The 26,591-nt window shown below is 70.6% G+C and carries 23 protein-coding genes; 7 read left to right on the plus strand and 16 right to left on the minus strand.

The annotated features are described in order from the left end of the window. Positions 1–9: 9 nt before the first annotated feature. Positions 10–312, minus strand: coding sequence for a WXG100 family type VII secretion target (locus ACFTZL_RS05235; RefSeq protein WP_328342166.1), 303 nt, complete (start codon positions 310–312; stop codon positions 10–12). A 212-nt stretch (positions 313–524) separates the two neighbouring features. Then, positions 525–1,745 carry an RNA-guided endonuclease InsQ/TnpB family protein gene (locus ACFTZL_RS05240; protein ID WP_382578478.1) on the minus strand — a complete coding sequence of 407 codons (1,221 nt, stop codon included), beginning with the start codon at positions 1,743–1,745 and terminating at the stop codon, positions 525–527. A 370-nt stretch (positions 1,746–2,115) separates the two neighbouring features. On the opposite strand from ACFTZL_RS05240, the gene ACFTZL_RS05245 reads away from it, so the two are divergent. Further along, on the plus strand, positions 2,116–6,765 hold the full coding sequence (locus ACFTZL_RS05245; RefSeq protein WP_382578480.1) for an FtsK/SpoIIIE domain-containing protein: 4,650 nt from the start codon (positions 2,116–2,118) through the stop codon (positions 6,763–6,765). A 4-nt stretch (positions 6,766–6,769) separates the two neighbouring features. After that, positions 6,770–7,435 (plus strand): hypothetical protein, encoded by a 666-nt coding sequence (locus ACFTZL_RS05250; RefSeq protein ID WP_382578482.1) that lies wholly within the window; start codon positions 6,770–6,772, stop codon positions 7,433–7,435. On the opposite strand, the gene ACFTZL_RS05255 is transcribed toward ACFTZL_RS05250, so the two are convergent. Both ACFTZL_RS05255 and ACFTZL_RS05260 read right to left on the minus strand, forming a co-directional pair. After that, positions 7,332–9,083 (minus strand): serine/threonine-protein kinase, encoded by a 1,752-nt coding sequence (locus ACFTZL_RS05255; protein ID WP_382578485.1) that lies wholly within the window; start codon positions 9,081–9,083, stop codon positions 7,332–7,334. The two genes, ACFTZL_RS05250 and ACFTZL_RS05255, sit on opposite strands and share 104 nt — an antisense overlap. 91 nt (positions 9,084–9,174) lie before the next feature. Beyond that, on the minus strand, positions 9,175–10,023 hold the full coding sequence (locus ACFTZL_RS05260) for a menaquinone biosynthetic enzyme MqnA/MqnD family protein (protein WP_382578487.1): 849 nt from the start codon (positions 10,021–10,023) through the stop codon (positions 9,175–9,177). A 320-nt stretch (positions 10,024–10,343) separates the two neighbouring features. Here ACFTZL_RS05260 and ACFTZL_RS05265 point away from each other — a divergent pair, with 320 nt between their 5' ends. From ACFTZL_RS05265 to ACFTZL_RS05275, 3 genes are all read left to right on the plus strand, one after another. Next, complete coding sequence (locus tag ACFTZL_RS05265; protein ID WP_003992177.1) at positions 10,344–10,547, plus strand: cold-shock protein; 204 nt, start codon at positions 10,344–10,346, stop codon at positions 10,545–10,547. A 185-nt stretch (positions 10,548–10,732) separates the two neighbouring features. After that, the gene (locus ACFTZL_RS05270; protein ID WP_382578490.1) at positions 10,733–11,005 is read left to right on the plus strand and encodes a hypothetical protein; all 273 of its coding nucleotides are present in this window, start codon (positions 10,733–10,735) and stop codon (positions 11,003–11,005) included. A gap of 77 nt (positions 11,006–11,082) precedes the next feature. Then, on the plus strand, positions 11,083–11,742 hold the full coding sequence (locus tag ACFTZL_RS05275) for a class I SAM-dependent DNA methyltransferase (RefSeq protein ID WP_382578492.1): 660 nt from the start codon (positions 11,083–11,085) through the stop codon (positions 11,740–11,742). A 21-nt stretch (positions 11,743–11,763) separates the two neighbouring features. On the opposite strand, the gene kstD is transcribed toward ACFTZL_RS05275, so the two are convergent. The 4 genes from kstD to ACFTZL_RS05295 form a co-directional block, all read right to left on the minus strand. Further along, positions 11,764–13,548: a 3-oxosteroid 1-dehydrogenase gene (gene kstD / locus ACFTZL_RS05280; protein WP_382578494.1), complete on the minus strand. Its 1,785-nt coding sequence runs from the start codon at positions 13,546–13,548 to the stop codon at positions 11,764–11,766. A 69-nt stretch (positions 13,549–13,617) separates the two neighbouring features. Then, a complete protein-coding gene (locus tag ACFTZL_RS05285; protein ID WP_382578496.1) occupies positions 13,618–14,709 on the minus strand; it encodes a sugar ABC transporter substrate-binding protein in 1,092 nt (363 codons plus the stop codon). Between the two features lie 153 nt (positions 14,710–14,862). Beyond that, positions 14,863–16,782: an AMP-dependent synthetase/ligase gene (locus tag ACFTZL_RS05290; RefSeq protein WP_382578497.1), complete on the minus strand. Its 1,920-nt coding sequence runs from the start codon at positions 16,780–16,782 to the stop codon at positions 14,863–14,865. A gap of 232 nt (positions 16,783–17,014) precedes the next feature. Continuing rightward, positions 17,015–18,310, minus strand: a complete 1,296-nt coding sequence (locus tag ACFTZL_RS05295; RefSeq protein WP_382578499.1) for an acetyl-CoA C-acetyltransferase — start codon at positions 18,308–18,310, stop codon at positions 17,015–17,017. A gap of 106 nt (positions 18,311–18,416) precedes the next feature. On the opposite strand from ACFTZL_RS05295, the gene ACFTZL_RS05300 reads away from it, so the two are divergent. Both ACFTZL_RS05300 and ACFTZL_RS05305 read left to right on the plus strand, forming a co-directional pair. Beyond that, entirely contained in the window at positions 18,417–19,733 is a 1,317-nt protein-coding gene (locus ACFTZL_RS05300; protein ID WP_382578502.1) for a 3-oxoacyl-ACP reductase, read from the plus strand. Then, a complete protein-coding gene (locus ACFTZL_RS05305) occupies positions 19,733–20,578 on the plus strand; it encodes a MaoC family dehydratase (protein ID WP_382578504.1) in 846 nt (281 codons plus the stop codon). The genes ACFTZL_RS05300 and ACFTZL_RS05305 overlap by 1 nt, the downstream gene beginning before the upstream one ends. Here ACFTZL_RS05305 and ACFTZL_RS05310 read toward each other — a convergent pair. The 8 genes from ACFTZL_RS05310 to ACFTZL_RS05345 form a co-directional block, all read right to left on the minus strand. Further along, positions 20,566–21,234, minus strand: a complete 669-nt coding sequence (locus ACFTZL_RS05310) for a TetR/AcrR family transcriptional regulator (protein ID WP_382578505.1) — start codon at positions 21,232–21,234, stop codon at positions 20,566–20,568. The two genes, ACFTZL_RS05305 and ACFTZL_RS05310, sit on opposite strands and share 13 nt — an antisense overlap. Positions 21,235–21,309: 75 nt before the next feature. After that, a complete protein-coding gene (locus ACFTZL_RS05315) occupies positions 21,310–22,611 on the minus strand; it encodes a dicarboxylate/amino acid:cation symporter (RefSeq protein ID WP_382578508.1) in 1,302 nt (433 codons plus the stop codon). 69 nt (positions 22,612–22,680) lie between these two features. Beyond that, the gene (locus ACFTZL_RS05320) at positions 22,681–22,782 is read right to left on the minus strand and encodes a putative leader peptide (protein ID WP_382578549.1); all 102 of its coding nucleotides are present in this window, start codon (positions 22,780–22,782) and stop codon (positions 22,681–22,683) included. Positions 22,783–22,939: 157 nt separating this feature from the next. Then, positions 22,940–23,239 carry a DUF4229 domain-containing protein gene (locus ACFTZL_RS05325; protein WP_382578509.1) on the minus strand — a complete coding sequence of 100 codons (300 nt, stop codon included), beginning with the start codon at positions 23,237–23,239 and terminating at the stop codon, positions 22,940–22,942. Between the two features lie 75 nt (positions 23,240–23,314). Then, complete coding sequence (locus ACFTZL_RS05330; RefSeq protein WP_382578512.1) at positions 23,315–23,839, minus strand: GNAT family N-acetyltransferase; 525 nt, start codon at positions 23,837–23,839, stop codon at positions 23,315–23,317. 113 nt (positions 23,840–23,952) lie between these two features. Then, positions 23,953–25,116 carry an aminofutalosine synthase MqnE gene (gene mqnE, locus ACFTZL_RS05335; RefSeq protein ID WP_382578514.1) on the minus strand — a complete coding sequence of 388 codons (1,164 nt, stop codon included), beginning with the start codon at positions 25,114–25,116 and terminating at the stop codon, positions 23,953–23,955. Positions 25,117–25,165: 49 nt separating this feature from the next. Then, a complete protein-coding gene (locus tag ACFTZL_RS05340; protein ID WP_382578517.1) occupies positions 25,166–25,621 on the minus strand; it encodes an Lrp/AsnC family transcriptional regulator in 456 nt (151 codons plus the stop codon). A 59-nt stretch (positions 25,622–25,680) separates the two neighbouring features. Beyond that, positions 25,681–26,367, minus strand: coding sequence for a UbiX family flavin prenyltransferase (locus tag ACFTZL_RS05345; RefSeq protein WP_382578520.1), 687 nt, complete (start codon positions 26,365–26,367; stop codon positions 25,681–25,683). Positions 26,368–26,591 lie beyond the last annotated feature (224 nt).

The raw sequence follows: 26,591 nt of genomic DNA on the forward strand, positions 1-26,591 counted from the left end.
CCCCAGCCCCTACTTGCTCCGAGCCTGCTTCGCCAGCTCGTCATCGATCTGCTCGAACTTGTCCGCGGCCATGGTCAGGTAGTCACCCATGCCGTCGAGACCGTCCAGCGTGTCCTTCGTGCCGCGCACGAACTCGTCGAAGTTCTCGTCGAACGCCTTCGACGAGCTCTTCGTGACGTAGCCGCCCTGCACGAGGTTGTTGATGTACTTGCGGAGGCCCTCGAGCTTCTCCTGGAGCTTTTCCTTCTCCTTCACGACATGCTTGGCAGCATCCCGCATGTCCTGATAAGTGACATCAAGGTCCTTGGCCATGAAGCCGCTCCCTTTCACAACGCCGCAGGGCCAACCCCCGTGGCTCCCTGTGTGCGGACTCATCGACCCGCAGGCCGAGTTGCCGGTCGCATTGGCAACCGATGTGATCGTCCGCTCTTTGCATCAGCAGCTTACGGGTGTGGCCTGTGATGTGTGATGCCACATCCCCGGCTTTTGAATCCTCCCCTCCCTCAGGGGAGGGGATTCCTGGCTCAGGCAGCCTCCTGGAGCAGCGCTCCAGGAGGTCTTCCGCCATCAGCACCAGCCGGGTTGAGACCAGCCCGGACGAGCATCACATGTGCGGAGTTCTTGTCCCGTGGACACACGGCTCCGCACGCGGTGCAGGTGTAGGTGCGCTCACCCAGCGGCAGTGCATGCTTGGCTCTCGTCATGCACTGCGCGCAGTCCATCGTGGTGTGCGCCGGGTGGACCAGGCGGACGTCCCGCCCATGCTTGCGGCCCATCGCGACCAGAGCGGCCTTGGTCGCGCCGATGGCGGCGTCAGCGGCCTTACGGGCCATACTGCTCTTGGCCAGGAACTTTGGACGGAAGTCCTCCACAGCGACCGCGTCGTGGTCACGGACCACCTTCTTCGCCCACTTACGGCCCGTGTCCTCACGCTGCCTGGCAACCTTCTTGTAGGCCCTCGCCCGCAGCTTCTTCGCCTCGCGGTAGCCCTTCGAAGCCGGCTGTCCCTTCTTCGGCTTGCGGCGGGCCATCATCCGGTCGTACCGGGCCAGCTTCTTCCGGGCCTTCCTGCCATGCTCGGCATGCGGCAGGTCGTGCGCGTCGGAGGTGGTGGTCGCGGTCTCCTTCACGCCCCAGTCGACACCGAGCACCCGGCCGGTCGGAGGCAGCGGCTGCACCTCGGCGGGGACGACGAAGGAGCCGTACCAGTGCCCGAGGCTGTCCTGGTACACACGCACCGAGGACGGCTCAACCGGCAGTTCACGCGACCACACCACCCCCACCACGATCCCGCCCGCCAGATGCAACCGGCCATCCCTCAGCCGGAACCCGCGCTTCGTGTAGTTCAGAGTCGGCAGTGCCTCGCGCTTCTTCTTGTGCGCGGGCATCCCGGCCCGGCGAGCCATGGGCAGACGCTCTTTGATGTCCTTGTGCGCCTTGGCACGGGAGCGTCCGAAGTCCCGGATGACCTGCTGCTGGACCACCGACGACCCCTCACACAGCCACGGCGTACAGGCACGGGCTTCGGTCAGCATCCTGTCGAGCTGCGCTGGACCGCACGTCCGCTTCTCCCCGGCCGCCTTGTTGTACAGATGCACGGCCCTGGACTTGGCGACACACTCGTTCCACACCCACCGGCATCGATCCCACTCGGCGACCAAGGCCGTGTGGGCAGCGGACGACACACGCAACCGGAACGTGTACCGGGCATGCCCGACCTCCACAGCCGCCCCCGCCTGCACCAACTCGCCCCCTCACGATCAACGTCCCGAACGACAAAGCATCCTGAAACCCACAAAGGACCATACGTACGACTGCCGCACTCACGTACGGCGATCTGACAGCCTTCACCCCGGCCGGCTACACCAAGCACAGGCGTTCGCATCACCTCAGAGACCCCTCGCGAGGAAGAGGTGAACGACCCGTCATGAAGTCGTGTACGACGTTGCCATCGGGAACGTCTCGGCGCCTCCCCATTGCCTCACTGTCGTACCGAGCGGATATCGTCCCTTACGACTGTGACCCGCGTGACTGAAGCGAACAGGCGGCGGACGCGGACGCAGCGACAGAGACCACAGCGGCCACACCGGCCCAGTGGCACGGGGAGGACTAGTCGTGCGCCTGACTCTGACCGTCGTCGACCCGTACGGCGGTGGCACCGCCGACGTCGTGCTCGATGCCGATCCTGAGTCCACCGTGGGGGACATCGCCCAGGAGCTGGCCCAGCAGGTCGGGCACAGCGGGGCGCAGATCATCCCACTCGGACAGCACCGCCAGGCGCCGGCCAACAACGCGCCCCTCGTGTACGTGGACGGGTATGCCGTCGATCCCAGCGCCACCGTCGTCGGGTCGCCCCTGCGCGAGGGCGCCGTCGTCAGTCTTCAGGATCCGTCCGGGTGTCTGCCGGGTGAGCCCACCGGGCTCGTCGAGTTGCGCGTCGCCGGCGGGCCCGCCGCCGGGTTCGTGCACCGGCTCGGGGTCGGGCGCTACGACATCGGCAGCGGGGCCGCCTCGTACGTCCGGGTCGACGATCCCGAGGTCGACGCCCGGGCCCTCACCCTCTCCGTCGCCACCGACGGCACCTGCCAGGTCGCCGTGCACATGGACAAGGACCACGTCACCCTCGACGGGAAGTCCTTCTCCGACGCCGGCCGGCGGGAGGAGGAGAAGAAGAGCGACAAGAACAAGAAGAAGAACGAGAAGAAGAAGGACGGTGCCGGCGAGGCCAAGAAGGACGGGCCCGCCGCCTGGCCCCTCGGCAGTCAGATCGCGCTCGGGAACACCCTCCTCGAACTCACCCGGTACACGCCCCCGAACGCCGCCCTCAAGTGGTCGGACGACGGCGTCGGCCTCGACTACAACCGTCCTCCGCGGCTGCGCCCGCCCGAGCGGCAGACCAACTTCCGGCTGCCGTCGCCGCCCCGCGACTACGAGGCCCGGCCGCTGCCCTGGCTGATGGCGATGACGCCGCTCGTCGGTGCCGTCGTATCGGTGATGATCTTCCAGCGCTGGTACTACCTGATCATGGCCGGCCTGGCTCCGATCCTGCTCTTCGCGAACTACTACAACGACAAGAAACACGGGCGTAAGTCCCACGCCAAGCAGGTCGAGGAGTACGAGGAGCAGAAGGAGCGGATCGAGAAGGACGCGCAGGACGCGCTCGTCGCCGAGCGGACCGACCGGCGGCATGCCATACCCGATCCGGCGACCGTCCTTGCCCTGGGGACCGGGCCGCGGACACGGCTGTGGGAACGCAGGCGTACCGACCGTGATCATCTCCTCGTGCGGTTCGGGACCGGGCAGTTGCCCTCCGAGGTCGTGCTCGACGACCCCGAGCAGGACGACCACCGCCGGCAGGTGACCTGGAAGATCGAGGACGCCCCGGTCGCGCTGCACCTGCGCACCCTCGGTGTGATCGGCATGGCCGGGCCCGGGGACTCCGCCCGTGCTCTCGGGCGGTGGGCCGTCGCGCAGACCGCGGCGCTGCACAGCCCGATGGACGTGCAGTTCTACGTGCTGAGCGAGAACGCCGCGCAGGAGTCCTGGGACTGGACGCGCTGGCTGCCGCACTCCCGGCCGTCCGGCGGGCAGGACGTCAACGCGCTCATCGGGACCGACGCCGAGACCGTGGGTGCCCGTATCGGCGAGCTGACGCAGATCCTCGACGCGCGCAAGAAGGCCGCCGAGGAGAACAAGTCGCAGGGTGCGTCGTCCTTCGGCGATCCCGACATCGTCGTGGTGTGGGACGGGTCGCGGCGCCTCAGGTCCCTTCCCGGCGTCGTGCGGTTGCTGCGCGAGGGCCCCGGCGTGTCCATGTTCGCCATCTGCCTGGACGCCGAGGAGCGGTTCCTGCCCGGTGAGTGCCAGGCGTACGTCGTCGCCGAGCCGAAGGCCGAGGAGTACGAGCCCGCCCAGCAGCTCCAGCAGCAGACGCAGCAGGCCGCCGGTGGGTTTCCCTCCTTCCAGGCCTGGCACACCACCGCGCAGCAGCCCGAACAGGCCAACCGCACCGAGCAGTTGAGGCTGCGCGTCGAGGAGGCCGGTGCGGAGCGGCTGAAGGACGTACGGCCCGACTTCGTCTCCGCCGCCTGGTGTCTGCGGCTCGCCCGGTCGCTGTCGCCGCTGCGGGACATCAGCGGTGAGACCGAGGACTCGGCGCTTCCGGGTTCGAGCCGGCTGCTGGACGTGCTGCAACTGGAGCCGCCGACGAGCGACGCGATCGTGGCGCGGTGGCGGATGGGCGGGCAGTCGACGCTGGCCGTCATCGGTGAGTCGTACGACGGGGCGTTCGGGCTGGACATCCGCAAGGACGGTCCGCACGGTCTCATCGCCGGTACGACGGGTTCCGGTAAGTCGGAGCTGCTGCAGACCATCGTGGCGGCGCTGGCCGTGGCGAACACGCCCGAGAACATGACCTTCGTGCTGGTCGACTACAAGGGCGGCGCGGCCTTCAAGGACTGTGTGCATCTGCCGCACACCGTCGGCATGGTGACCGACCTCGACGCCCACCTGGTGGAGCGCGCCCTGGAGTCGCTGGGTGCCGAGCTGCACCGGCGCGAGCACATCCTGGCCGCCGCCGACGCCAAGGACATCGAGGACTACCAGGATCTCGTGCGCCGGGATCCGTCGAACCAGCCGGTGCCCCGGCTGCTCATCGTCATCGACGAGTTCGCGTCCATGGTGCGTGACCTGCCCGACTTCGTGACCGGGCTGGTGAACATCGCCCAGCGAGGCCGTTCGCTCGGTATCCATCTGCTGCTGGCCACCCAGCGGCCGAGCGGTGTCGTGTCGCCCGAGATCCGCGCCAACACCAACCTCCGTATCGCGCTGCGCGTGACGGACGGCGGTGAGTCGTCCGACGTCATCGACTCGCCCGAGGCCGGGCACATCTCCAAGAACACCCCGGGCCGCGCCTACGCCCGGCTCGGGCACGCCTCCCTGGTCCCCTTCCAGTCCGGACGCGTGGGCGGCCGCCGGCCCGGTGCGGCCGACCCGGCCGTGCTCATGCCCTGGGTGGGCCCGCTGACCTGGGAGGACCTGGGCCGTTCGGCGCTGGTCAAGCCCAAGGCGGAGGCCCGTGAGGAAGAGGAGATCACCGACCTGAAGGTCCTCGTCGACACGATCCGGGACGCCAACAGCTCGCTCGGCATCCCGCCGCAGCACAGCCCGTGGCTGCCCGCGCTCGACGAGACGCTGCTCCTTGACGACGTCGAACTCCCCGCGTTCGCGGGCGGCCCCGGCAAGCTGCCGCCGGCCCCGTACGGCATCGAGGACCTGCCCGCCAGCCAGGCCCGGCGCCCGGTCGCCGTGGACTTCTCCTCCTTCGGCCATCTGATGATCGGCGGTGCCCCGCGCAGCGGCCGTTCCCAGGTGCTGCGCACCCTCGCGGGCTCGATCGCCCGTACGCACTCGATCGCCGACGTGCACCTCTACGGCATCGACTGCGGCAACGGCGCGCTCAACGCCCTGACGCGGCTGCCGCACTGCGGCGCGGTCGTCGGCCGCAACCAGACCGAGCGGGTCGTACGGCTCGTCAACCGGCTCAAGGGCGAGATGGGCCGCCGCCAGGATCTGCTGGCGGACAAGGGCTTCGCGGACATCGGTGAGCAGCGGTCCTCGGTCGCCGACGACGAGCGGCTGCCGCACATCGTCGTGCTGCTGGACCGCTGGGAGGGCTGGGTGCCCACGCTCGGCGAGATCGACCACGGCTCGCTCACGGACGAGCTGCAGACGATGATGCGCGAGGGCGCGAGCGTCGGCATCCACCTGGTCCTCACCGGTGACCGGACCCTGCTCGTCGGCCGTATCGCGACGCTCACCGAGGACAAGTACGGCCTGCGGCTGGCCGACCGCAGCGACTTCTCCTCGCTCGGCATTCCGGCCCGCAAGGTGCCCGAGGAGATCCCGCCGGGCCGTGCCTTCCGCAACGAGTTCGGTACGGAGACGCAGTTCGCGCTGCTCGCCGAGGACACGACCGGTCAGGGGCAGGCGGCCGCGCTGGCGGCGATCGGCGAGGCGGCCGCGGCCCGCGACGCCGACGTGCCGCGTTCACGCCGCCCGTTCCGCGTGGACAGCCTGCCCAGCCGCATCTCCTTCCCGGAGGCCTGGGAAATGCGCGACCCGGACGCGTCCCGCTCGCGTCTGTGGGGCCTGGTCGGCATCGGCGGCGACGAGATCGTCGGCTTCGGCCCGGACCTCGCGGAGGGCGTGCCGGCGTTCGTCGTCGCGGGTCCGGCCAAGTCGGGCCGCTCTACGGTGCTGTTGAACTTCGCGCATTCGTTCCTGGCGCAGGGCACGCGTCTGGTGATCGCGGCGCCGCGCCAGTCGTCCCTCCGTCAACTCGACGGTGCGGACGGTGTGCTGAAGGTCTTCACCGGCGACGACATCGACGAGGACGAGTTCGAGGAGCTCATCGACCAGTCGTCCCTGGAGGAGCCGATCGCCGTCCTCATCGACGACGGCGAGCTCCTGGAGGACTGCGACGCCGAGAGCCAGATGAAGAAGCTGGTCTCCCGTGGCGCCGAACGCGGCCTCGCCATGGTCATCGCCGGTGACGAGGAGGACGTGTGCAGCGGCTTCTCCGGCTGGCAGGTCGACGCGAAGAAGGCCCGCCGCGGCATTCTGCTCTCCCCGCAGGAGTCCTCCAGCGGCGACCTCATCGGCGTACGCCTGAACCGCGGCATGGTCGGCGGCCAGGTCGCCCCGGGCAAGGGCATGCTGCACCTCGGTGACGGGGAGCTGCGGACCGTCGTCATCCCGGGGTGAGGCGTTGAGCGGGGAGTCGGCGAAGCCGAAGCGGAGGAAGGCGGCGGGGTCGGCGCTGCGCTACGAGCACCGGCCGGGCCGGCCGAACGCCGACGGGCCGGAGAAGCGGGGCCGGGGTTGTCTCTGGGCCTGCGTGGTGCTCCCCGGCTTCGTCGTCCTGCTGATGCCGCTGGTCCTGTTCGACATGTACTGGGGCCACGAGCTCTGGGGCGACTTCGCTCCCGCGTGGCCGGGCGGTGGCTACGCCTTCGCCGCCACCGTGGGCGCCTTGCTGCCGCTGGTCTTCCTGGCCTGGGCGGCGCCGCTGACCCGGATGAACTGGAAGAAGAGCAAGGCGCGTTCGCTGGCCTGGGCGGCCGCCTCCCTGCCCGGGCTGGCAGCGGGGTACCTGGTCGCCGGGGTGATCAGCACCACCGCGCGGCCCAAGCGGCGCCGCGGCTGGGACGCCGACTGCTACAGCGAGGGCGGGCCCTGCTGGGTGCATGTGCACTACCCCTGGCTGTGGGTCGTCGGCCTGGTCGCGAGCCTCGGGGCGGCCGCGCTGCTGATCACCCTGCTGGTCAGGCTCAGCCGCCGGGCGACTCCTGGCGCACCTTCGACATCCGAGCCTGAGGCCGGCCCGACTCCTCGCTCTGGGACCGGTACTGGAGATCGTCGCCCACCGGGCTGAGACGGACCGTCGTGGCGGCCGGGTTGCAGCCGCTGTGGTTGGTCTTCGCGCCCACGGACGTCGCGACGAGCTCCTTCTTCGTCACCTGCTTCAGGGTCAGTACGTCGATGCAGACGCCGCCGATCTGGTCGGTCTGGCGGAGCTTGCCCAACTCCTCGCCGACGGCGGCCCGTTCGACCGTGATCCGGAACGTGCCGAGGGGAAGATTGCCGTCCAGCGCGGTGCCCTGGCCCTCCCAGGTGCCGAGGTAGGCGGCGGGCACCGCGCCGGGGGCGGAGCTCGCGGTCGCCGCCGGAGGCGAGTCGACCCCGCTGTCCGAGTCGGCGTCGTCCTGGGCGCCCCGGCCCGGCAGCAGGTCGAACACGAGCACCGACCCGATCGTCACGGCCGCCATCGCCCCGGCGACCGCCAGGGCGACCGAGCAGCTCAGCCTCCGCACCCGCCCGCCGCCCTCCGGCGTGGACGTCGCCGCCACGGAGACGGTGACCTTGCCGGGGCGGCGCCCGGTGGACGGCGGGGCCGTGTCCTGCGGGCCTGCGTCACGGGGTGCGGGTACGGCGGCGAAGGGCGGCGCCGCGGAAGGTGTGGGCATGACAGGCGGCATGACCGGCGGCGGCCCGAACACCCCGGGCTCGGCAGCCCCGTGAGCCCCAACCGCCCCAACTGCCTCAGCCGCCTCCCCTGCCTCGACCACCCCCACAGAAGGACTACTGAACCCCACCGGCCCCGAAGGCCCGCCGGCCCCCGGCCCCGTCGCCTCCAGGTTCAGCAACTGCACGGCGCTCCGGCTCACCTGCTCCACCAGCGCCCCGGGCAGCCACCCGCCCGTCACCAGCCGGGCCGCTCCCTCGGGAGCCAGCCGTCGGGCCACCTCCGCCGGGGCGGGCCGCGCGTCCGGGTCCTTCGTCAGGCAGGCGGCCGTCAGGGACCGCAGCTCCCCGTCCAGCAGGCCGAGTTCCGGCTCCTCGTGGACGACCTTGTAGAGCAGGGCGGCCGAGGAGTCCCCGGGGAAGGGCGGTTCGCCGGTCGCCGCGTACGCCAGGACCGCGCCCAGCGAGAAGACGTCCGCCGCGCCCGTGACGCCCTTGCCCAGGATCTGCTCGGGCGACATGTAGCCGGGCGAGCCGATCGACACGCCGGTGGACGTCAGGGACGCCGTACCGTCCGTGGCCCGGGCGATCCCGAAGTCGATCAGCAGGGGGCCGTCGAGCGTGAGCAGGACGTTCGACGGCTTCACGTCCCGGTGCACCAGGCCCAGCTCGTGCACCGCCACCAGCGCCTCGGCGAGCCCCGCTCCCAGGACTCGTACGGTGTGGGCCGGCAAGGGGCCGAAGTCCGCCACCGCGGCGGACAGCGACGGGCCCGCCGCGTACGCCGTCGCCACCCACGGCACCCGCGCCTCCGGGTCCGCGTCCAGGACCGACGCCGTCCACGCACCGCCCACCCGGCGCGCGGCCCCGACCTCACGCCGGAAGCGCGCCCGGAACTCCTCGTCCAGCGCGAAGTGCGGGTGCACGATCTTCACGGCGACCGTGCGGCCCCCGGCGCTGCGACCCAGATAGACCCGGCCCATCCCGCCGGAGCCCAGCCGGCCGAGCAGCCGGTAGGGCCCCACGACTGTGGGTTCGTCGACTTCGAGCGGCCGCATGGCGTCACCCCTCCCCCGTAGGCGTACGGAAGCCCGGGTGGGCCCCCGTCCGCCTGCACTCCCAGCAGAGTAGTGCGGGAGGAGCGCCCGCTCACGGCTGAAGCAGGTCCACCTTCACGTCCGCCGGGAACCCGGTCGTCGGGCCGACGCGCCGCGCGAACTCGGCGACCGCCGCGAGCTGCGGGCCGCCGAAGCGGAAGTCGAGCGTCGTGAAGTACTGGGCGAGGGTCTCCTCGTCGAAGTCCTCCCAGCGGGCGGCCTGCTCGGCGACCTTGCCGACCTCCTCCAGGGAGAGGTTGCGGGACTCGAGGAAGGCCTCGTGCACCTTGCGGGTGAGGACCGGCTCACGCTCCAGGTAGTCGCGGCGCGCGGCCCAGACCGCGAAGACGAACGGCAGGCCCGTCCACTCCTTCCACAGCGCGCCCAGGTCGTGCACGTCCAGGCCGAAGCGCGGCCCGTCGAGCATGTTCGCGCGCAGCGCCGCGTCACCGATGAGGACGGCCGCGTCGGCCTCCTGCATCATCAGGCTGAGGTCGGGCGGGCACGTGTAGTAGTCCGGCCGTACGCCGTAGCGCTCGCTGAGGAGCAGCTGGGCGAGGCGGACGGAGGTGCGGGAGGTCGAGCCGAGGGCGACGCGGGCGCCGTCCAGCCGGTCCAGCGGGACCTGCGAGACGATCACGCACGACATCACCGGGCCGTCGCAGCCGACGGCGATGTCGGGGAAGGCGACCAGTTGGTCCGCGTGCTTGAGGAACTCGACCAGGGTGATCGGTGCGATGTCGAGTTCGCCCTGCACCAGCTTCTCGCTGAGCTTCTCCGGGGTGTCCTTCGTCAGCTCGAAGTCGAGGAGCGTGCCCGTTCTGGCGAGCCCCCAGTACAGGGGCAGGCAGTTCAGGAACTGGATGTGGCCGACGCGCGGCCGGGTGCGAGGATTGTCCACATCGTGAGGCTAGCCCTCTCGGCCCAGTGGCCCGCGTCCGGCCCCGCCGTGGGTTCGTGATCCGCGTCAGAGGCCCTCTCCGCCACTCGGCGGCGGGATGTTCAAACATTCGGGTGACGTGATCTTGACCCCTATTGCATTCCGGGGCCTGCGTGCTAGGCTCATCGCAAGTTGCAGTTTGGTTTCCCTTGCAGTACAGAGCCTGCGGAGCATGTGACCGCGGGCTCTCGTCATTCTCAGACGTATGCAGTTGTGCAGAATTCATCTTCACACTTGCTGGTTCTGGAGCAGGGCAACCCTTTTGGGCCCAAGGAGGGCTTATGGCTACCGGAACCGTGAAGTGGTTCAACGCCGAAAAGGGCTTTGGTTTCATCGCCCAGGAGGGCGGCGGCCCCGACGTCTTCGTCCACTACTCCGCGATCAACGCGAGCGGCTTCCGCTCCCTCGAGGAGAACCAGCAGGTGTCTTTCGACGTCACGCAGGGCCCGAAGGGTCCGCAGGCTGAGAACGTCACGCCGGTCTGATCAGTAGTACCCAAGGAGCCCCGCGCCGTCAGGCGTCGGGGCTCCTGCCTTTTCCCGTCCTCTTCCGGTTCTCCCCTTCCCGGAGAGGCCGATGAATTTCCGGCGAATTCTGCGGGACGCTCCGCTGTGGCGGGGCAGACGGGGGGCCCGGCCGACCCGTGCACCGGCCGGGAGAAGATGTCCGGATGCAGGGACATGAAGAGAACGGCGAGCAGGAAAGCGGAACTCCCGCGCACCACCATCTGGCGACCGGCGTGTCACTCGGGCTGTCGCTCGGCACGGCCCTCGGGCTGGCCCTCGGCCTGACCGTCTTCGACAACATCGGGCTGGGACTGGCCCTGGGCCTGGGACTGGGCACGGCGATCGGAGCGGGGGCGGGCGCCGGAGCGGCGAAGGCAGCCGAGGAGCACGGCGACGGCCGGTCGGGCGAGGGCCGGGGAGACGAGCAGACCAGCTAGGGGCACAGGGGCGAACAAGCACCCCGACCGGCAAACGGCGGGCAGGCGGGCAGGCCCTCGCAGTAGGGTCTCGGGCCATGACCGACGCCGACTTCGTGATCGAAACCCGTACCTTCTACGACGCCGTGGCCGAGGACTACGCCGTCCGATTCGGCGACTACCTCGCGGCCACGCCGCTGGACCGGGGGCTGCTGACCGGTTTCGCGGAGCTCGTGGGTGAGGGGGGCGAGGTCGCCGACCTGGGGTGCGGGCCCGGGCGGGTGACGGCGTTCCTGGCCGCCCGGGGACTGTCGATTTTCGGCCTCGACCTGTCGGAGTCGATGCTCGCGATCGCCCGCCGCGAGAACCCCGGCCTGCGGTTCGAGCAGGGCTCGATCCTGGAGCTGGACCTGCCCGCCAACTCGCTCGACGGGGTCGTGTCCTGGTACTCGATCATCCACACCCCCCTGGACCACCTGCCCGGCGTCTTCGCCGGGTTCCACCGCGTGCTGCGGCCCGGCGGGCACCTGCTGCTCGGCTTCCAGGCCGGGGACGAGCCCCGCCGCTACGAGGAGGCCTTCGGGCACCGGGTGGCACTGGACTTCCGGCGGCGCCGGCCGGAGCAGATCATCCCCCTGCTGGAAGCCGCCGGATTCACGCTGCGTTCCCGGACCCTACGGGAGGCCGACGAGGAGCTCGGCGAACCGGTCGCCCAGGCATGTCTCGTGGCCCGCAAGCCCTCGCGGCCGACGTCCTAGCCCGTCCCGGCGGCCGGCCGCCTACAACACCCCCGCGATGTCCCTCGCCGCGATGTACCCGAACGTCATCGCCGGGCCGATGGTCGAGCCCGCGCCCGCGTAGCTGTGGCCCATGACCGCGGCGCTCGCGTTGCCGGCGGCGTAGAGGCCCGGGATGACCGAGCCGTCTTCCCTCAGCACACGGGCCCGGGCGTCCGTCCGCATACCGCCCTTCGTGCCGAGGTCGCCGGGGACGATGCGGAAGGCGTGGTACGGGGGCAGCCACAGGGGGGCCAGGCAGGAGTTCGGGAGGACGGACGGGTCCGTGTAGTAGTGGTCGTAGGCGCTGTCGCCGCGGTGGAAGTCGGGGTCCTCCCCCCGTCGTGCCTGGGAGTTGAAGCGGTCGACGGTCGTGCGCAGGGCAGCCGCCGGGACGCCGATCGAGGCCGCGAGCGCGTCCAGTGACCAGGCCTTGTGGGCGGCGCCCGAGTCGTACCAGGCGCCGGGGAGGGGCAGGGTCGGCAGGACGTCCTTGAAGAGGTACCGGTTGCGGTAGTTCTGGTCGGTGATCAGCCAGGCCGGGATGGCCTCGCGCTCGTCGTACATGGTGTGGACGACGTCGCTGTAGGGGGCGGCCTCGTTGACGAAGCGCCGGCCGGACCCGTCGACCAGGAGGCCGCCGGGGAGGGTACGTTCGGCGAGGCAGAAGTACGGCTGGCCCGGGACCGGGATCGCCGGGCCCCACCAGGCGTCGTCCATCAGGTCGAGGGCCGCCCCGAGCCGCTCCCCCGCCAGGATGCCGTCGCCGGTGTTCTCCTTGGCGCCGACGGTCCAGTCCGTGCCGATGGGCTGGCGCTGGAAGCGTTCGCGCATCGCCGCGTTGTGCTCGAAGCCACCGGAGCCGACGATCACGCCCCGGCGGGCGCGGACCAGGCCGGGGCCGCCGTCGCGGGTGACGACCGCCCCGGTGACCGTGCCGTTCTCGACGTGCAGGTCGGTCAGGGGCGTGTTCAGCCACACCGGCACCCCGGCCGACCTCAGTCCCGCACGCAGCCCGGCCGCCAGCGACTGGCCCATGGTCAGCGGCTTCTCGCCCCGCAGCGCCGCCGCCGTGCCCCGTGCCAGGCACTGGGCCGCGACGGCCGCGCCCTTGGCGTTCACCGCGGCCAGGGTGACCCACTTGTAGTCGGCGCTGAAGACGACCATCCCGGCGGGCACGTCCATGTACGGCGGGTTCAGACGGGCCAGCTCGGGGCCCAGGACGCGCCCGTCGAGCTGGTCGGGCTCGATGGAGCGGCCGTTCGGCAGGCCGCCGGGCAGCTCCGGGTAGTAGTCGCTGTAGCCCTCCATCCAGCGGAAGCGCAGGGGGCTGTGGGCCATGACGTAGGAGATCGTGGCCGGGCCGTGGGCGAGGAAGGCGCGCTGCCGGTCGGCGGGGACGTCCGGGCCGACGACGGCGGCGAGGTAGGCGGCGGCCTTCGCGGGCGTGTCCGGGACGCCGGCCGCCTGGAGCACCGGGTTGTTGGGGATCCAGATCCCGGCGCCGGAGCGGGCGGCCGAGCCGCCGAAGGTCGGGGCCTTCTCCAGGACGACGCAGCTCAGCCCCTGTCCGGCGGCGGTCAGCGCGGCGGTCATCCCCGCCGCGCCGGAGCCGATGACGACGACGTCGTAGGTGCCGAGCGGGGGTAAGTCGGCGGCCTGGGCGCCCTGTTGCACTCCGGCGGCGACGGCGAGCCCGGCACCCGCGGCACCGGCCAGCACTCGTCTTCGGGAAGGAGCCCGGGAAGGTGAACCAGCGGGTGGTGCGGAGTTCGTGTCAGTGGTCATGACGGCTCCAGCGCGACAGATGGGGGTGGGGAATGTCGCGCGGGCGCCCCGCGAAGTCAAGAGACAGACCTACTCGAGGCCGATGGCCTCGCAGTCCGACTCGAGCTTCGGGGTGCAGATGTCCTTGACAGTGTAGACGCCGTCCGTGATCACCGTCTCCTTGATGTTGTCCTTGGTGAGGGCGACCACCGGCACGAGCATCGCCGGGATGCTCTTCGCCGTCGGGCTGTCGACCGTCTCCCGGGTCAGCGCGGCGAACTCGATCGCACGGCCCTGGACCTTGGCCACCGCGATCTTCGCGGCATTCGTCGCCTCCAGTAGGAAGGACTTGTAGACGGTCATGTACTGCTCCCCCGACACGACCCGCTGCACCGCGTCCAGGTTGGCGTCCTGCCCGGTCACCGGCGGCATCTTGGTGGCGCCGGCCTCCTCCATCGCCTCGATGACGGCGCCCGCCATGCCGTCGTTGGCCGAGTAGACGGCGGCGATGTTGTTCAGCCCGACGGACCGGATCGCCTTCTCCATGTTCGCCTTGGCGATGGAGGGCTTCCACTCCTTGGTGTCGTACTGCTCGACGATGTCCACCTGGCCCTGGAGCTCGCTCAGCGCGCCGTCCTTGAACCGTGCCGTGTTCGGGTCGCCGGGGTCGCCGTTCATCATGACGACCTTGCTCTTCTCGGACTTCTCGCCGAGCTCGCTCATGATGGCGCGGCCCTGCACCTGCCCGACGAGTTCGTTGTCGTGGGAGACGTAGGCGTCGATCGGGCCCTCGGCGAGCCGGTCGTAGGCGATGACCGGGATGTCGGCGTCCTTGGCCTTCTGCACGTCCGAGGCGATCTTCTTGGAGTTCAGCGCGTCCACCAGGATGACGTCGACCTTGTCGTCGATCATCTTCTGGAACTGCTCGCTCTGTCTGGACACGCTCGCCTCGGCGTTGGCGTACCGCACCTTGCCCTTGTTCTCCGTGAGGGACGCGACCTCCTCCCTGATCAGGGGGTAGTCGAACTTCTCGAAGCGAGCCGTGTCCCGGTCGGGCAGCAGCAGGCCCACGGTGATGTCGTTGCCCTTCTGCACGGCGGTGTCGTCACTCCCGTCGTCGCCGCACGCGGTGAGGGACAGGGCCGATACGGAGACCGCCAGGGCTATGGCGACAGGGCGCACAGCGGTCCGACGGGTGTTACGCGCTTTCACTGGTGGTGCCTTCCGTGGGGGGAGCATCGCGACGGGATTGCTCGAAAGCCAAAGGGGAGACGGTGTGCGGCGTCAAGAAATTCGTGTGAAGACATCGCAAAGGCCGCCTCACACCTGGCCGGCTCACCGCGCGTACAGCCCCTCGACTTCCTCCGTGAAGGCGCGCAGTACCGCCTGGCGGCGGAGCTTCATCGAGGGGGTCAGGTGGCCTGCCTCCTCGGTGAAGTCCTGGGGGAGGATGGCGAAGGCGCGGATGGATTCCGGGCGGGAGACCATCTTGTTGGCCTCGTCGACGGCGCGTTGGAGGACGGCGCGCAGGTCCTCGTCGTCGACCAGGAGCTTGGGCGGTACGGGGTGCTTGCCGTTCATCTGGCGCCAGTGGGTGATGCCGTCCGGGTCGAGCGTGATGAGGGCCGAGACGAAGGGGCGGCCGTCGCCCAGGACGAGGCACTGGGAGATCAGCGGGTGGGAGCGGAGCCAGTTCTCCAGGGGGGCCGGGGCGACGCTCTTGCCGCCCGAGGTGATCAGGAGTTCCTTCTTGCGGCCGGTGATCGTCAGATAGCCCTCGTCGTCCAGTTCGCCGATGTCGCCGGTGGCGAGCCAGCCGTCGGGGGCGGCGGGGACGACGCCGCCGGCCTGGGGGTCCCAGTAGCCGCGCAGCACGTGGTCGCCGGCGAGGAGGATCTCGCCGTCGGCGGCGATACGGACCCGGGTGCCGGGCAGCGGCCAGCCGACCGTGCCCAGGCGGGGCTTGAGGGGTGGGGTGACGGTGGAGGCGCCGGTGGTCTCCGTCAGGCCGTAGCCCTCGAAGATCTCGATGCCGGCTCCGGCGTAGAACGCGGCGAGGCGGCGGCCCAGCGGTGAGCCGCCGCAGATCGCGTAGCGGACCCGGCCGCCCATGGCGTTGCGGATGCGGCGGAAGACCAGGGGGTCGTAGAAGACCCGGGCGGTCTTGAGGGCGCGGGAGGGGCCGGGGCCGGTGCCCGTCTGCTGGGCCTCCATGGCCTCGCCGTAGCGCCGCGCCACCGACACGGCGCGGTCGAACGACGTCACCCGGCCGCCCGCCTCGGCCTTGGCGCGGGCCGAGTTGAAGACCTTCTCCAGCATGTACGGGATGGCCAGCAGACAGGTCGGCCGGAAGCTCGCCAGGTCCGGCAGCAGGTGGTCCGCCTTGATGCTCGGCGCGTGGCCCAGCCGTACCCGGGCGCGGATGCAGGCGATCGCCACCATGCGGCCGAAGACGTGGGACATGGGCAGGAACAGCAGGACCGAGGCCTCTTCGCTGGTCTTCGTCCTGAAGACGGGGTAGAGGAGCTCGATCGCGTTGTCGACCTCGGCGAAGAAGTTGCCGTGGGTGAGGGCGCAGCCCTTGGGGCGGCCCGTGGTGCCCGAGGTGTAGACGAGGGTGGCGAGCGTGTCGGGGCCCAGCATGCCGCGCCGCACCTCCACCTCCTGGTCGGAGAGGTGCGCCCCGGCTTCCGCGAGCCGGTCCACGTGGCCCTTCTCGACGACCCACATGTGGTGGAGGTCCGGCAGGCGTCCGCGCTCCGGGCCGAGGGCGGCGGCCTGCCCGGCGGTCTCGGTGACCAGGGCGACCGCGCCCGAGTCCTGGAGGATCCAGCGGGCCTGGAAGACGGAGGACGTGGGATAGATGGGGACGGTGACCAGTCCGGCCGACCAGGCCGCGAAGTCCAGGAGGGTCCACTCGTAGATGGTGCGGGCCATCACGGCGACCCGGTCGCCCGGCATCAGGCCCTCGGCGATCAGCCCCTTCGCCACGGCCAGCACCTGGGCGGCGAACTCGGCGGCCGTGACGTCGCTCCAGTGCCCCTCGGCGTCCTTGCGGCTGAGCGCCACGGCACCCGGCTCCGCGCTCGCGTTGTCGAACGGCAGGTCGGCGAGCGACCCGTGCGTCCACGGCGGCGCCAGCGGTGGTACGGCGGCCTCCCGCACCACCCCGTCCAGCCGCCGTGTCTCGGGCTCGACCAGGACCGGTCCTCCGTACACGTCGCCGTAGGCGGAGGAGGGATACGCAGTGGACACGGGCGGCTCCTGGGGCGTGCAGCGAAAAACTGCTTGCTGCATGGACGTACGTGCCTCGCACGCCGAGGCGCTCAACCGGCTGAACCCGCAGAAAGGGGTTACTGCCGGTAGGAACGGGATCGTACGGCCCTCACGTGGCGGGTTTGTGCGGGTTCGGGGATGGTCCGGAGCCGGGCCTGTGCAATCTCGGGGGTTACGTGAGGGACCTTCAGTTTTGGTGCTGCCTCCGCCTTCACGCCCGCTCCAGGACGGCCGTCACCCCCTGCCCGCCCGCCGCGCACACCGAGATCAGTCCGCGTGCGGGCGTGTCCCGTTCGGCTTCGGCCAGGAGCTTGGCCAGCGTGGCCACGATCCGGGCGCCGGTGGCGGCGAAGGGGTGACCGGTCGCAAGGGACGAGCCGGCGACGTTCAGCCGGTCGCGGTCCACCGTGCCAAGACCCCGCTTCTCCCATGCGGCGAGCGTCGCCAGCACCTGGGAGGCGAACGCCTCGTGGATCTCGATCAGTTGGAAATCGGCCAGATTCAGCCCGGCCCGCTCCAGCATCCGCGGGACCGCGTACGCCGGTGCCATGAGCAGGCCGTCCTCGCCGCCCGCCACATCCCCGTCCACGAAGTCCACGGCAGCCGTCTCGTACGCCGTCAGATACGCCAGCGGTGTCAGGCCGCGCTCCCGGGCCCACTCCTCGCTCGCCAGCAGGACGGTGGCGGCCCCGTCCGTCAACGGGGTCGAGTTCCCGGCGGTCATGGTCGGGCCGGGGTGGTCCAGGCCGAACACCGGCTTCAAGGAGGCCAGCTTCTCCGCGGTCGAGCCGGGGCGCAGGTTCTGGTCCCGGGCCAGGCCGCGGAAGGGGATCACCAGGTCCTGGAAGAAGCCGCGGTCGTACGCCGCCGCCAGCCGTTGGTGGCTCGCCGCTGCCAGTTCGTCCTGGGCCTCGCGGCCGATGTCCCAGGATCGGGCGGTGACGGCGGCGTGTTCGCCCATGGAAAGGGCGGTGCGCGGCTCGGCGTTGCGCGGGATGTCGGGGACGAGATGGGACGGGCGCACCTTCGCCAGGGCCTTCAGACGGGCACCCGCCGACGTCGCGCGCCGGGCCTCCAGCAGGATGCGGCGCAGGGTGTCGTTGACACCCAGGGGCGCGTCGCTCGCCGTGTCGGCGCCGCCCGCGACCGCCGATTCCGTCTGGCCGAGGGCGATCTTGTTGGCGGCGGCGATGACGGCCTGGAGTCCGGTGCCGCAGGCCTGCTGGATGTCGTAGGCCGGGGTGCGCGGGTGCAGCGTCGAGCCGAGGACCGTCTCGCGGGCGAGGTTGAAGTCGCGGCTGTGCTTGAGGACGGCGCCGGCGACGAACTCGCCCACCGCGCCGGGCCCCTGGAGTCCGTAGCGCTCGACGAGGCCGTCGAGGGCGGCGGTGAGCATCTGCTGATTGGAGGCGGTGGCGTAGGGGCCGTCGGAGCGGGCGAACGGGATGCGCGCTCCGCCGATGATCGCCACGCGCCGTACCGACGGCGCCATCCGCTGGGGGCTCATCTCGACCTGCTCCTCGCCTGTGACGTAGCATTACCTCCGGTAACCTTACTCCAGAGTAAGGAAAAGTGGGCGTGCTGTGAGCCGTCATCGGGAGCTGGGAGTTGGAATGGCCGACCGCTATCTGCGCTTCACCGGTACCGCGCCCGGCCGTTTCCTCACCCGCCGCCTGGGCCTGCCCCGGCCCGCGGCGCTGACCCGCTGGTCCCCCGAGCGCCCGGCCCTGGACGGCGGCCTGCGTCACCTCACGGCCGGCCGGTCCGGCCTCGACCTCGCGCCGGTCCTCGCCCGTACGGGAATCGCCCCGGCCGGCCCCGACCGGGCCGCCGCCGTCGTCCTGGACGCGAGCGGGGTGCGGGACGTCGAGGGACTGGCCGAGGTGCACGCGGCGCTGCACCCCGTCGTACGGTCGGTCGCCACGAGCGGGCGCGTGGTCGTGCTCGGCGCGCCGCTCGATCCGGCCGACCATCACCAGGCCGCCGCCCAGCAGGCCCTGGAGGGCTTCACGCGCTCCCTCGGCAAGGAGATCGGGCGGGGCAGGACGGTGAACCTGGTCCGGCTCACGGACGCGTCCGCCGCGGAGTCCACGCTCGGTTTCCTGCTGTCGCCCAAGTCGGCGTACGTCAGCGGGCAGGTGATCGAGGTGGGCACGCCCCAGGAGTCCGAGGAACTCCAGGCGGCACCGGAAGGAGACCGCCCCCTGACCGGCCGGACCGCCCTGGTCACCGGTGCCGCGCGCGGTATCGGTGAGGCGGTCGCCGAGACGCTCGCCAGGGACGGGGCCCGGGTCGTCGTCCTCGACGTGCCGGGGGCCGAACAGGACGCCCGGCGCGTCGCCGACCGGCTCGGCGGCACCGCCCTGCTCCTCGACATCACGGCCGCCGACGCGGGCGCGCGGATCGCCGAGGCACTGCCGGACGGACTGGACCTGCTGGTCCACAACGCGGGCATCACCCGCGACCGGCGGCTGGTGAACATGCCGGCCGAGCGCTGGATCTCGGTGCTGGAGGTGAACCTGGCGAGCGTGCTGCGCACGACGGACGCGCTGCTGAAGGCCGGGGCGCTGAAGCGGGGTGGCCGGATCGTGGCGACGGCCTCCATCGCGGGCCTCGCCGGCAACGCGGGGCAGACCAACTACGGGGCCGGCAAGGCGGGCGTCGTCGGCCTGGTCCGCTCCCTCGCGCCGCACGCGCTCGCGGAGCACGGGGTGACGGTCAACGCGGTCGCGCCGGGCTTCATCGAGACGAAGATGACGGCCGCCGTCCCGCTGTTCATCCGCGAGGCGGGCCGCCGGATGAACTCCCTGGCCCAGGGCGGTCTTCCGGTCGATGTCGCCGAGACCATCGCCTGGCTCGCGCACCCGGGCTCGGGCGCGGTCAACGGCCAGGTCGTGCGCGTCTGCGGCCAGAGCCTGCTGGGGGCGTGATGGCCGACGCCGCTCTCGTCCTCACCGGGTCCCCCTCCCTCGCGCCGCTCCTCGCCCGCGGTGCCCTGCTGTCCCCCTTCAAACGGCCCGCCCCCGACGCGGAGTTCCCCCGCACCCGGCTGATCCTGCCCGGCCTGCGGGTCGACCTCGCGCGGCTGGCGGCGTACGAGCGGGTCTGCGGGTTCCCGACCGGGGAGGACGCGCTGCCGCTGACGTATCCGCACGTGCTCGGATTCCCCCTGGCCATGCGGCTGATGAGCGGCCGGGACTTCCCGCTGCCGCTGCTGGGCCTGGTCCACACGTCGATCACGGTCACCCGGCACCGGGGAATGCCGGCCACCGGCGCATACGAACTCGCGGTGCGGATCGGCGGGCTGGCACCGCACCGGCGCGGCACGCAGGCCACGGTCGTCACGGAGCTGCGGGAAGACGGGGACGTCGTCTGGGAGTCGAGCAGCACGTACCTCGCCCGGCATCGCACGGGACGACCCTCCGAGGCTCCTCGGGAAGAGGTGCGGAAACCGCTGCCCGCCGTCGCCGAGTGGCGGCTGGCCGAGGATGTCGGGCGGCGCTACGGGGCCGCCTCCGGGGACCGCAACCCGATCCACCTCCACCCGCTCACCGCCCGGCTGTTCGGCTTTCCCCGGGCCATCGCCCACGGCATGTGGACAGTCGCCCGCTGCCTCGCCGCGCACGGCACGCCGGACTCCTGCCATGTGCGCGCGGCCTTCAAGGCGCCGGTCCTGCTGCCGGGGACGGTGACGTACGCGGCGGAGGACGGCCGCTTCGAACTGCGGGACGGGCACGAGCGGGTGCATGTGACCGGAGACGTCTACCCGGCCTGAGCCCCCGTCTGCTCCTCCTCCGGCGGTGACCACGGTCTCCCCGCCATGAGGTCGCCCAGGCCCGCCCAGGCGAAGTTCATCATCGTGGCCGCGGCTTGGCGGGCCGTGGTGCCCGGGGTGGCGTTGGCCCAGGCGGCGAGGGACTCGGCGGCGCCGACCAGGGCCTCGGCGAGGCCGGCGACCTCGCGCTCCGGCAGGTCGGGGTCGTGGTGGGCCTCACGGGCACCGGTGAGGATGAGCTGCGTCACGAACGCGACGATCTCCTCGCGCATCGCGGCGACCTCGGCGGCGAACGGCTCGCCGTGCGTCCGGGCCTGGAGGTGCAGGACCGACCAGGCGTCCGGGTTGCGCCCGGTGTGGGCGAAGAACGCCCCGAGCCCTTCCCAGAGTTGCCGGTCGGAGGGCAGATCGGGCCGGACCCCGGCCCGCACCGCCTCCACGAGTGCCTTGGCCTCGCGGCGGATGCAGGCGGTGAAGAGGTCTTCCTTGGAGTTCAGATACAGATAGACCAACGGCTTGGACACGCCCGCGAGTTCGGCTATCTCGTCCATCGACGCGGCCATGTAGCCCCGTTGGCCGAAGATCCGCACGGCGGCGTCCAGCATCTGCTGTTCGCGGACCGCACGCGGCATCCGCTTGGTCTTCACGGCACCCATACGGCTTAGCGTACGGTCCCCCTGGCCTGCCCTCGGTCACGAACCGAAGCGGACCGGCCAGGGGACGTCGACCCGTCACGCCGCGGCAGGGACCTGCTCGGGCTCGGCGTCGCGCGGCTCGTCCAGGGAGGAGCCGTCCGCCGTGGCGTAGGCCGTGCGGTCGAGCAGGTTCTCCCGGGCGGAGACCAGGACCGGGATGAGGGCCTGGCCGGCGACGTTGGTCGCGGTGCGGATCATGTCGAGGATCGGGTCGATCGCGAGGAGCAGACCGACGCCCTCCATCGGCAGGCCGAGGGTGGAGAGGGTCAGGGTCAGCATGACCGTCGCGCCGGTCAGTCCGGCCGTGGCGGCGGAGCCGACCACCGAGACGAACGCGATCAGCAGGTAGTCGCCGACACCGAGCTGGATGTCGAAGATCTGGGCGACGAAGATCGCGGCGATCGCCGGGTAGATCGCGGCGCAGCCGTCCATCTTGGTCGTCGCGCCGAACGGCACCGCGAAGGACGCGTACTCCTTCGGCACACCGAGCCGCTCGGTGACCTTCTGCGTCAGCGGCATCGTGCCCACGGACGAGCGCGAGACGAAGGCGAGCTGGATCGCGGGCCAGGCGCCCTTGAAGAACTGGATCGGGTTGACCTTGGCGACGGTCGCGAGCAGCGCCGGGTAGACGCCGAACAGCACGATCAGGCAGCCGACGTAGATGTCGGCGGTGAACGTCGCGTACTTGCCGATCAGGTCCCAGCCGTACGTGGCGATGGCGTTGCCGATCAGGCCGACCGTGCCGAGCGGGGCGAGCCGGATGACCCACCACAGCGCCTTCTGGAGCAGCTCCAGGACGGACTCGCTCAGGTTGAGGATCGGCTGGGCCCGCTCGCCGAGCTGAAGGGCGGCGATACCGGCGACGGCGGCCATGAAGACGATCTGGAGCACGTTCAGGTCGGTGAACGGCGTGATCACGTCCGTCGGCACGATGCCGGTCAGGAAGTCGATCCAGGAGCCGGTCTCCTCGGGCTTCGCGCCGTCCTTGGGCGTGAGGCCGGTACCGGCGCCGGGGTTGGTGACCAGGCCGATGATCAGGCCGATGCTCACCGCGATCAGCGACGTGACCATGAACCACAGGAGGGTGCGCGAGGCCAGGCGGGCCGCGTTGTTGACCTTCCGCAGGTTGGTGATCGAGACGAGGATCGCGAAGAAGACCAGCGGCGCTACGGCGAGCTTCAGCAGGCCGATGAAGGTGTCGCCGACCTTCTCCAGGGACGTGGTCAGCCAGGACAGGTCCTGGTTGCGGGCGAGCCAGCCGAGCAGCACACCCAGGACGAGACCGGCGAGTATCTGGGCCCAGAAGGGCACCTTGAAGGACTTCGTGTATGAGGACACGGACTGACTCCGTTGGGGGGGGACGCGTAGGGGGAGCTGACGTGGGAGACGACGGGGGTTGGCGTTACGTCAGAGACGACAGTTAGCGGACGCGCACCGACAGAGATCCACGTGCAGCCGCGCGACGAGTGCGAGCCTCCGGGGCGTGACGCTCCGGGGCTGACGAGGCACGACTGCTGAGTTCATAACAGCGACACCTTAACACCTGAACTTTGAGGACCCCAAAGCCTCGCTTTGACAGGCAGAAACGCGCAGGCACCCATACAAGGCAAAGCGCCCCGTTTCCGAGCATGTACGGAAACGGGGCGCTGCGCGCGTGTGAGGAACCTTACGAGGCCTGGCCCTGCGCCCGGCTGGTGTCGTCGGCCGAGTCCTCCTGGCTGCGACTGGCCTCCATGTTGGCCTTCATGCGGTCGACCCGGTGCACGATCTGCACGGAGGCGCGGTCCCGCTCCTTGCGCAGCACGATGAAGCTGATCGGCGCGGAGAACAGCAGGGCGAGCGTCACGATCCACAGACCGTTGCTGTCGCCGAGGCCGCGCGGGGCGAGGCCGGAGTAGACGAGGCCCCAGACGACCACGAGGCAGCCCACGAAGATTCCGAGGCGCATCAGTGTGTAGCGGAGCATCTCAATCCACTCTTCCGATTCCAAAAAGGGCCAGTGTTCAGTGAAGCACGCCCGGCGGCCGATCTTTCAGGGGGGTCAGTTCACCGGCAGGAGCATGATCACGTCGTCCCGGTCGTCGCCCGGCGCGACCCGGATGGCGCCCGGGATCCGGCCGACCTCCTTGTAGCCGCAGGACTCGTAGAACCGCTCAAGACCGATCCCGCCCCGGCAGGTCAGCCGGATCGCCTCGATGCCGTCGAGCCCCCGGGCCCCGTCCGCCGCCGCGTCCAGCAGGTCACGGCCGTAGCCCTTGCCCTGATGACGCGGATGCACCATCACCGTGTACAGCCACAGCCAGTGCGTCATCAGGTGGTGCGTGTTGAGGGTGAGAAACGCGGTCGCCGCGACCCGCCCCTCCTCGTCGTGCCCGACGAGCAGCCTGACCTTGCCCTCCGCCATCGACGCGAAGTGCTTCAGCAGCGAGGGCCGGATGTCCTCCCGCACCACGGGCGGCACGAACCCGACGGCTCCCCCGGCGTTGGAGACGTCGGCCCAGAGGTCGAGAATGCCGTCACGCAGGTCGGGCGTGACGGCGGGATCCAGGGTGAAGGTAAGAGGCACGCAGGGATTGTAGCTATTACGACAACGACCGCGCCGCCGGCGCCTCAGGCACCCGGGTGGCAGGGGCGCGGGGAACTGCGCGACCAGCCCCCACGCACCCGCACCCGAAAAACTCACACCCTCATCGGCTGAGGAGACTCCCGACGCTCCGGGTCGGCCCCCTCGTACTCGCGGATGATCTCGTACCGCGTGTTCCGCTCCACCGGCCGGAACCCGGCATCGCGGATCAGGTCGAGCAAGTCCTCACGCGTCAGCTTGTTCGGCGTCCCGAAGTTGTCGGCATCGTGAGTGATCTTGTACTCGACCACAGACCCGTCCATGTCATCGGCCCCGTGCTGCAACGCCAACTGCGCGGTCTGCACACCGTGCATCACCCAGAAGACCTTCACATGCGGCACGTTGTCGAACAGCAGCCGCGACACGGCGAAGGTCTTCAACGCCTCCGCGCCCGTCGCCATCTGCGTCCGCGCCTGAAGACGGTTACGGACCTTCCCGTCCTTCATGTCGACGAAGTCGTGCTGGTAGCGCAGCGGGATGAAGACCTGGAAACCGCCGGTCTCGTCCTGCAGCTCACGCAGCCGCAGCACGTGGTCCACGCGGTGCCGCGGCTCCTCGATGTGGCCGTAGAGCATCGTGGCCGGGGTCTTCAGACCCTTCTCGTGGGCGAGCCGGTGGATGCGCGACCAGTCTTCCCAGTGGGTGCGGTGGTCGACGATGTGTTGCCGGACCTCCCAGTCGAAGATCTCCGCGCCGCCGCCGGTCAGCGACTCCAGACCGGCGTCGATCAGCTCGTCCAGGATCTCGGAGGCGCTCATCCCCGAGATGGTCTCGAAGTGGTGGATCTCGGTCGCCGTGAAGGCCTTCAGCGAGACGTGCGGCAGGGCCGTCTTCAGCTCCCGCAGCGAGCGCGGGTAGTACCGCCACGGCAGGTTCGGGTGCAGGCCGTTGACGATGTGCAGCTCGGTGAGGTTGTCCGACTCCATCGCCTTGGCGAGCTTGACGGCCTCCTCGATGCGCATCGTGTACGCGTCCTTCTCCCCCGGCTTGCGCTGGAAGGAGCAGTACGCGCAGGAGGCCGTGCACACGTTGGTCATGTTGAGGTGACGGTTGACGTTGAAGTGCACGACGTCGCCGTTCTTGCGGGTGCGCACCTCGTGCGCGAGGCCGCCGAGCCAGGCCAGGTCGTCCGACTCGTACAGCGCGATGCCGTCCTCACGGGTCAGCCGGACGCCCGCCCTGACCTTCTCCTCCAGCTCGCGCTTGAGCCCGAGATCCATGCCCACACCTTTCTACGAAGACGACCCAACCGTACGACTACTCCTCTACCTACTCCTCTTCGGGCAGCTCCCCGACCCGGTTCTCCCACTTGGTGGAGAGCACGATGGTCGTACGCGTCCGGGAGACGCCCTCGATCGCGCTGAGCCGCCTGATCATCTTCTCCAGGCCGTCCACGTCCGCCGCCCGCACCTTGAGCATGTACGAGTCCTCGCCCGCGATGAACCAGCAGTCCTCGATCTCCGAGAGGTCCTTCAGCCGCTGCGCCACGTCCTCGTGGTCGGTGGCGTCGGAGAGCGAGATGCCGACCAGGGCGGTGACGCCGAGGCCGAGCGAGGCGGCGTCGACGGTGGCCCGGTAGCCGGTGATGACACCGGCCGCCTCCAGCCGGTTGATGCGGTCGGTGACACTGGGTCCCGACAGTCCGACGAGGCGTCCCAGCTCCGCGTAGGAGGCCCGGCCGTTCTCCCTCAGGGCCTGGATGAGCTGCCTGTCCACCGCGTCCATTGCGATCGAAGCCTTCCGCTGAAGTTGTCTGTGGGTCCGATGAGGTTCGGGGGTCGTACTCAGCCGGCGCGGTGTGATCCGCCGCCGAGCTCACCTTGCCAACGGCGGTAGAGCCGGTGCGGCACGCCCGCCGCGTCGAGTACGCGTCCGGCGACGAAGTCCACCAGGTCCTGGATGTGCGTCGCGCCCGCGTAGAAGGCGGGTGAGGCCGGTACGACGTTCGCGCCCGCGTCGTCGAGGGTGACCAGGTGCCGCAGGGTCTGGCCGTTCAGCGGGGTCTCGCGTACGGCCACGACGAGAGGGCGGCCCTCCTTGAGGGTCACGCTCGCCGCCCGCTGCAGCAGGTCCTTCGACAGCCCGAGCGCGACGCCGGCCACGCTCGCCGTCGAGGCGGGCACGATCAGCATGCCCTTGGTGGGGTACGACCCCGAGGAGGGCCCGGCGGCCAGGTCGCCGGCGCTCCAGTGCCGTACGGCGTCGAGGTCGACGGCGAAGGTGTCCGGCTTGCCGTCGGCGCCCCGGGACAGCCATTCCCGCAGGTCATCACGCCAGTGGGCGTCCCGGAAGGAGATCCCGGTCTCGTCCAGCAGGGTCAGCCGGGAGGCCCGGGACACCACCAGATCGACGCTCTCGCCGGCCGCGAGGAGGGCCCGCAGCACGGCAGCGGCATACGGGGTGCCGGAGGCCCCGGACACCCCTACGATCCAAGGCGTACGTGGCGTCTCGCCTGGCTTGACTGGGTTCACAACACCGAGCCTATCGGGCGTCACAGGGTGGGAACCGGTGCAGGGGTGCGGGCCGTTGCACAAAGGGGTCCGCGCACTGTGAGCGCCCGATCAGGGCGCGTGGTCTGGTGCCGTGCATCGCAAGGCGCCGGAGCGGCCTCGTGGCGGAGCCACGTGGGCGTTTCGGCAACGCGGCGAGGTGCGGTGCCAGGCCGCGCGACCCGGGCGCTCACAGTGCGCGGACC

The sequence above is a fragment of the Streptomyces sp. NPDC056948 genome, from assembly GCF_042674225.1.
GTDB lineage: Bacteria > Actinomycetota > Actinomycetes > Streptomycetales > Streptomycetaceae > Streptomyces > Streptomyces purpurascens.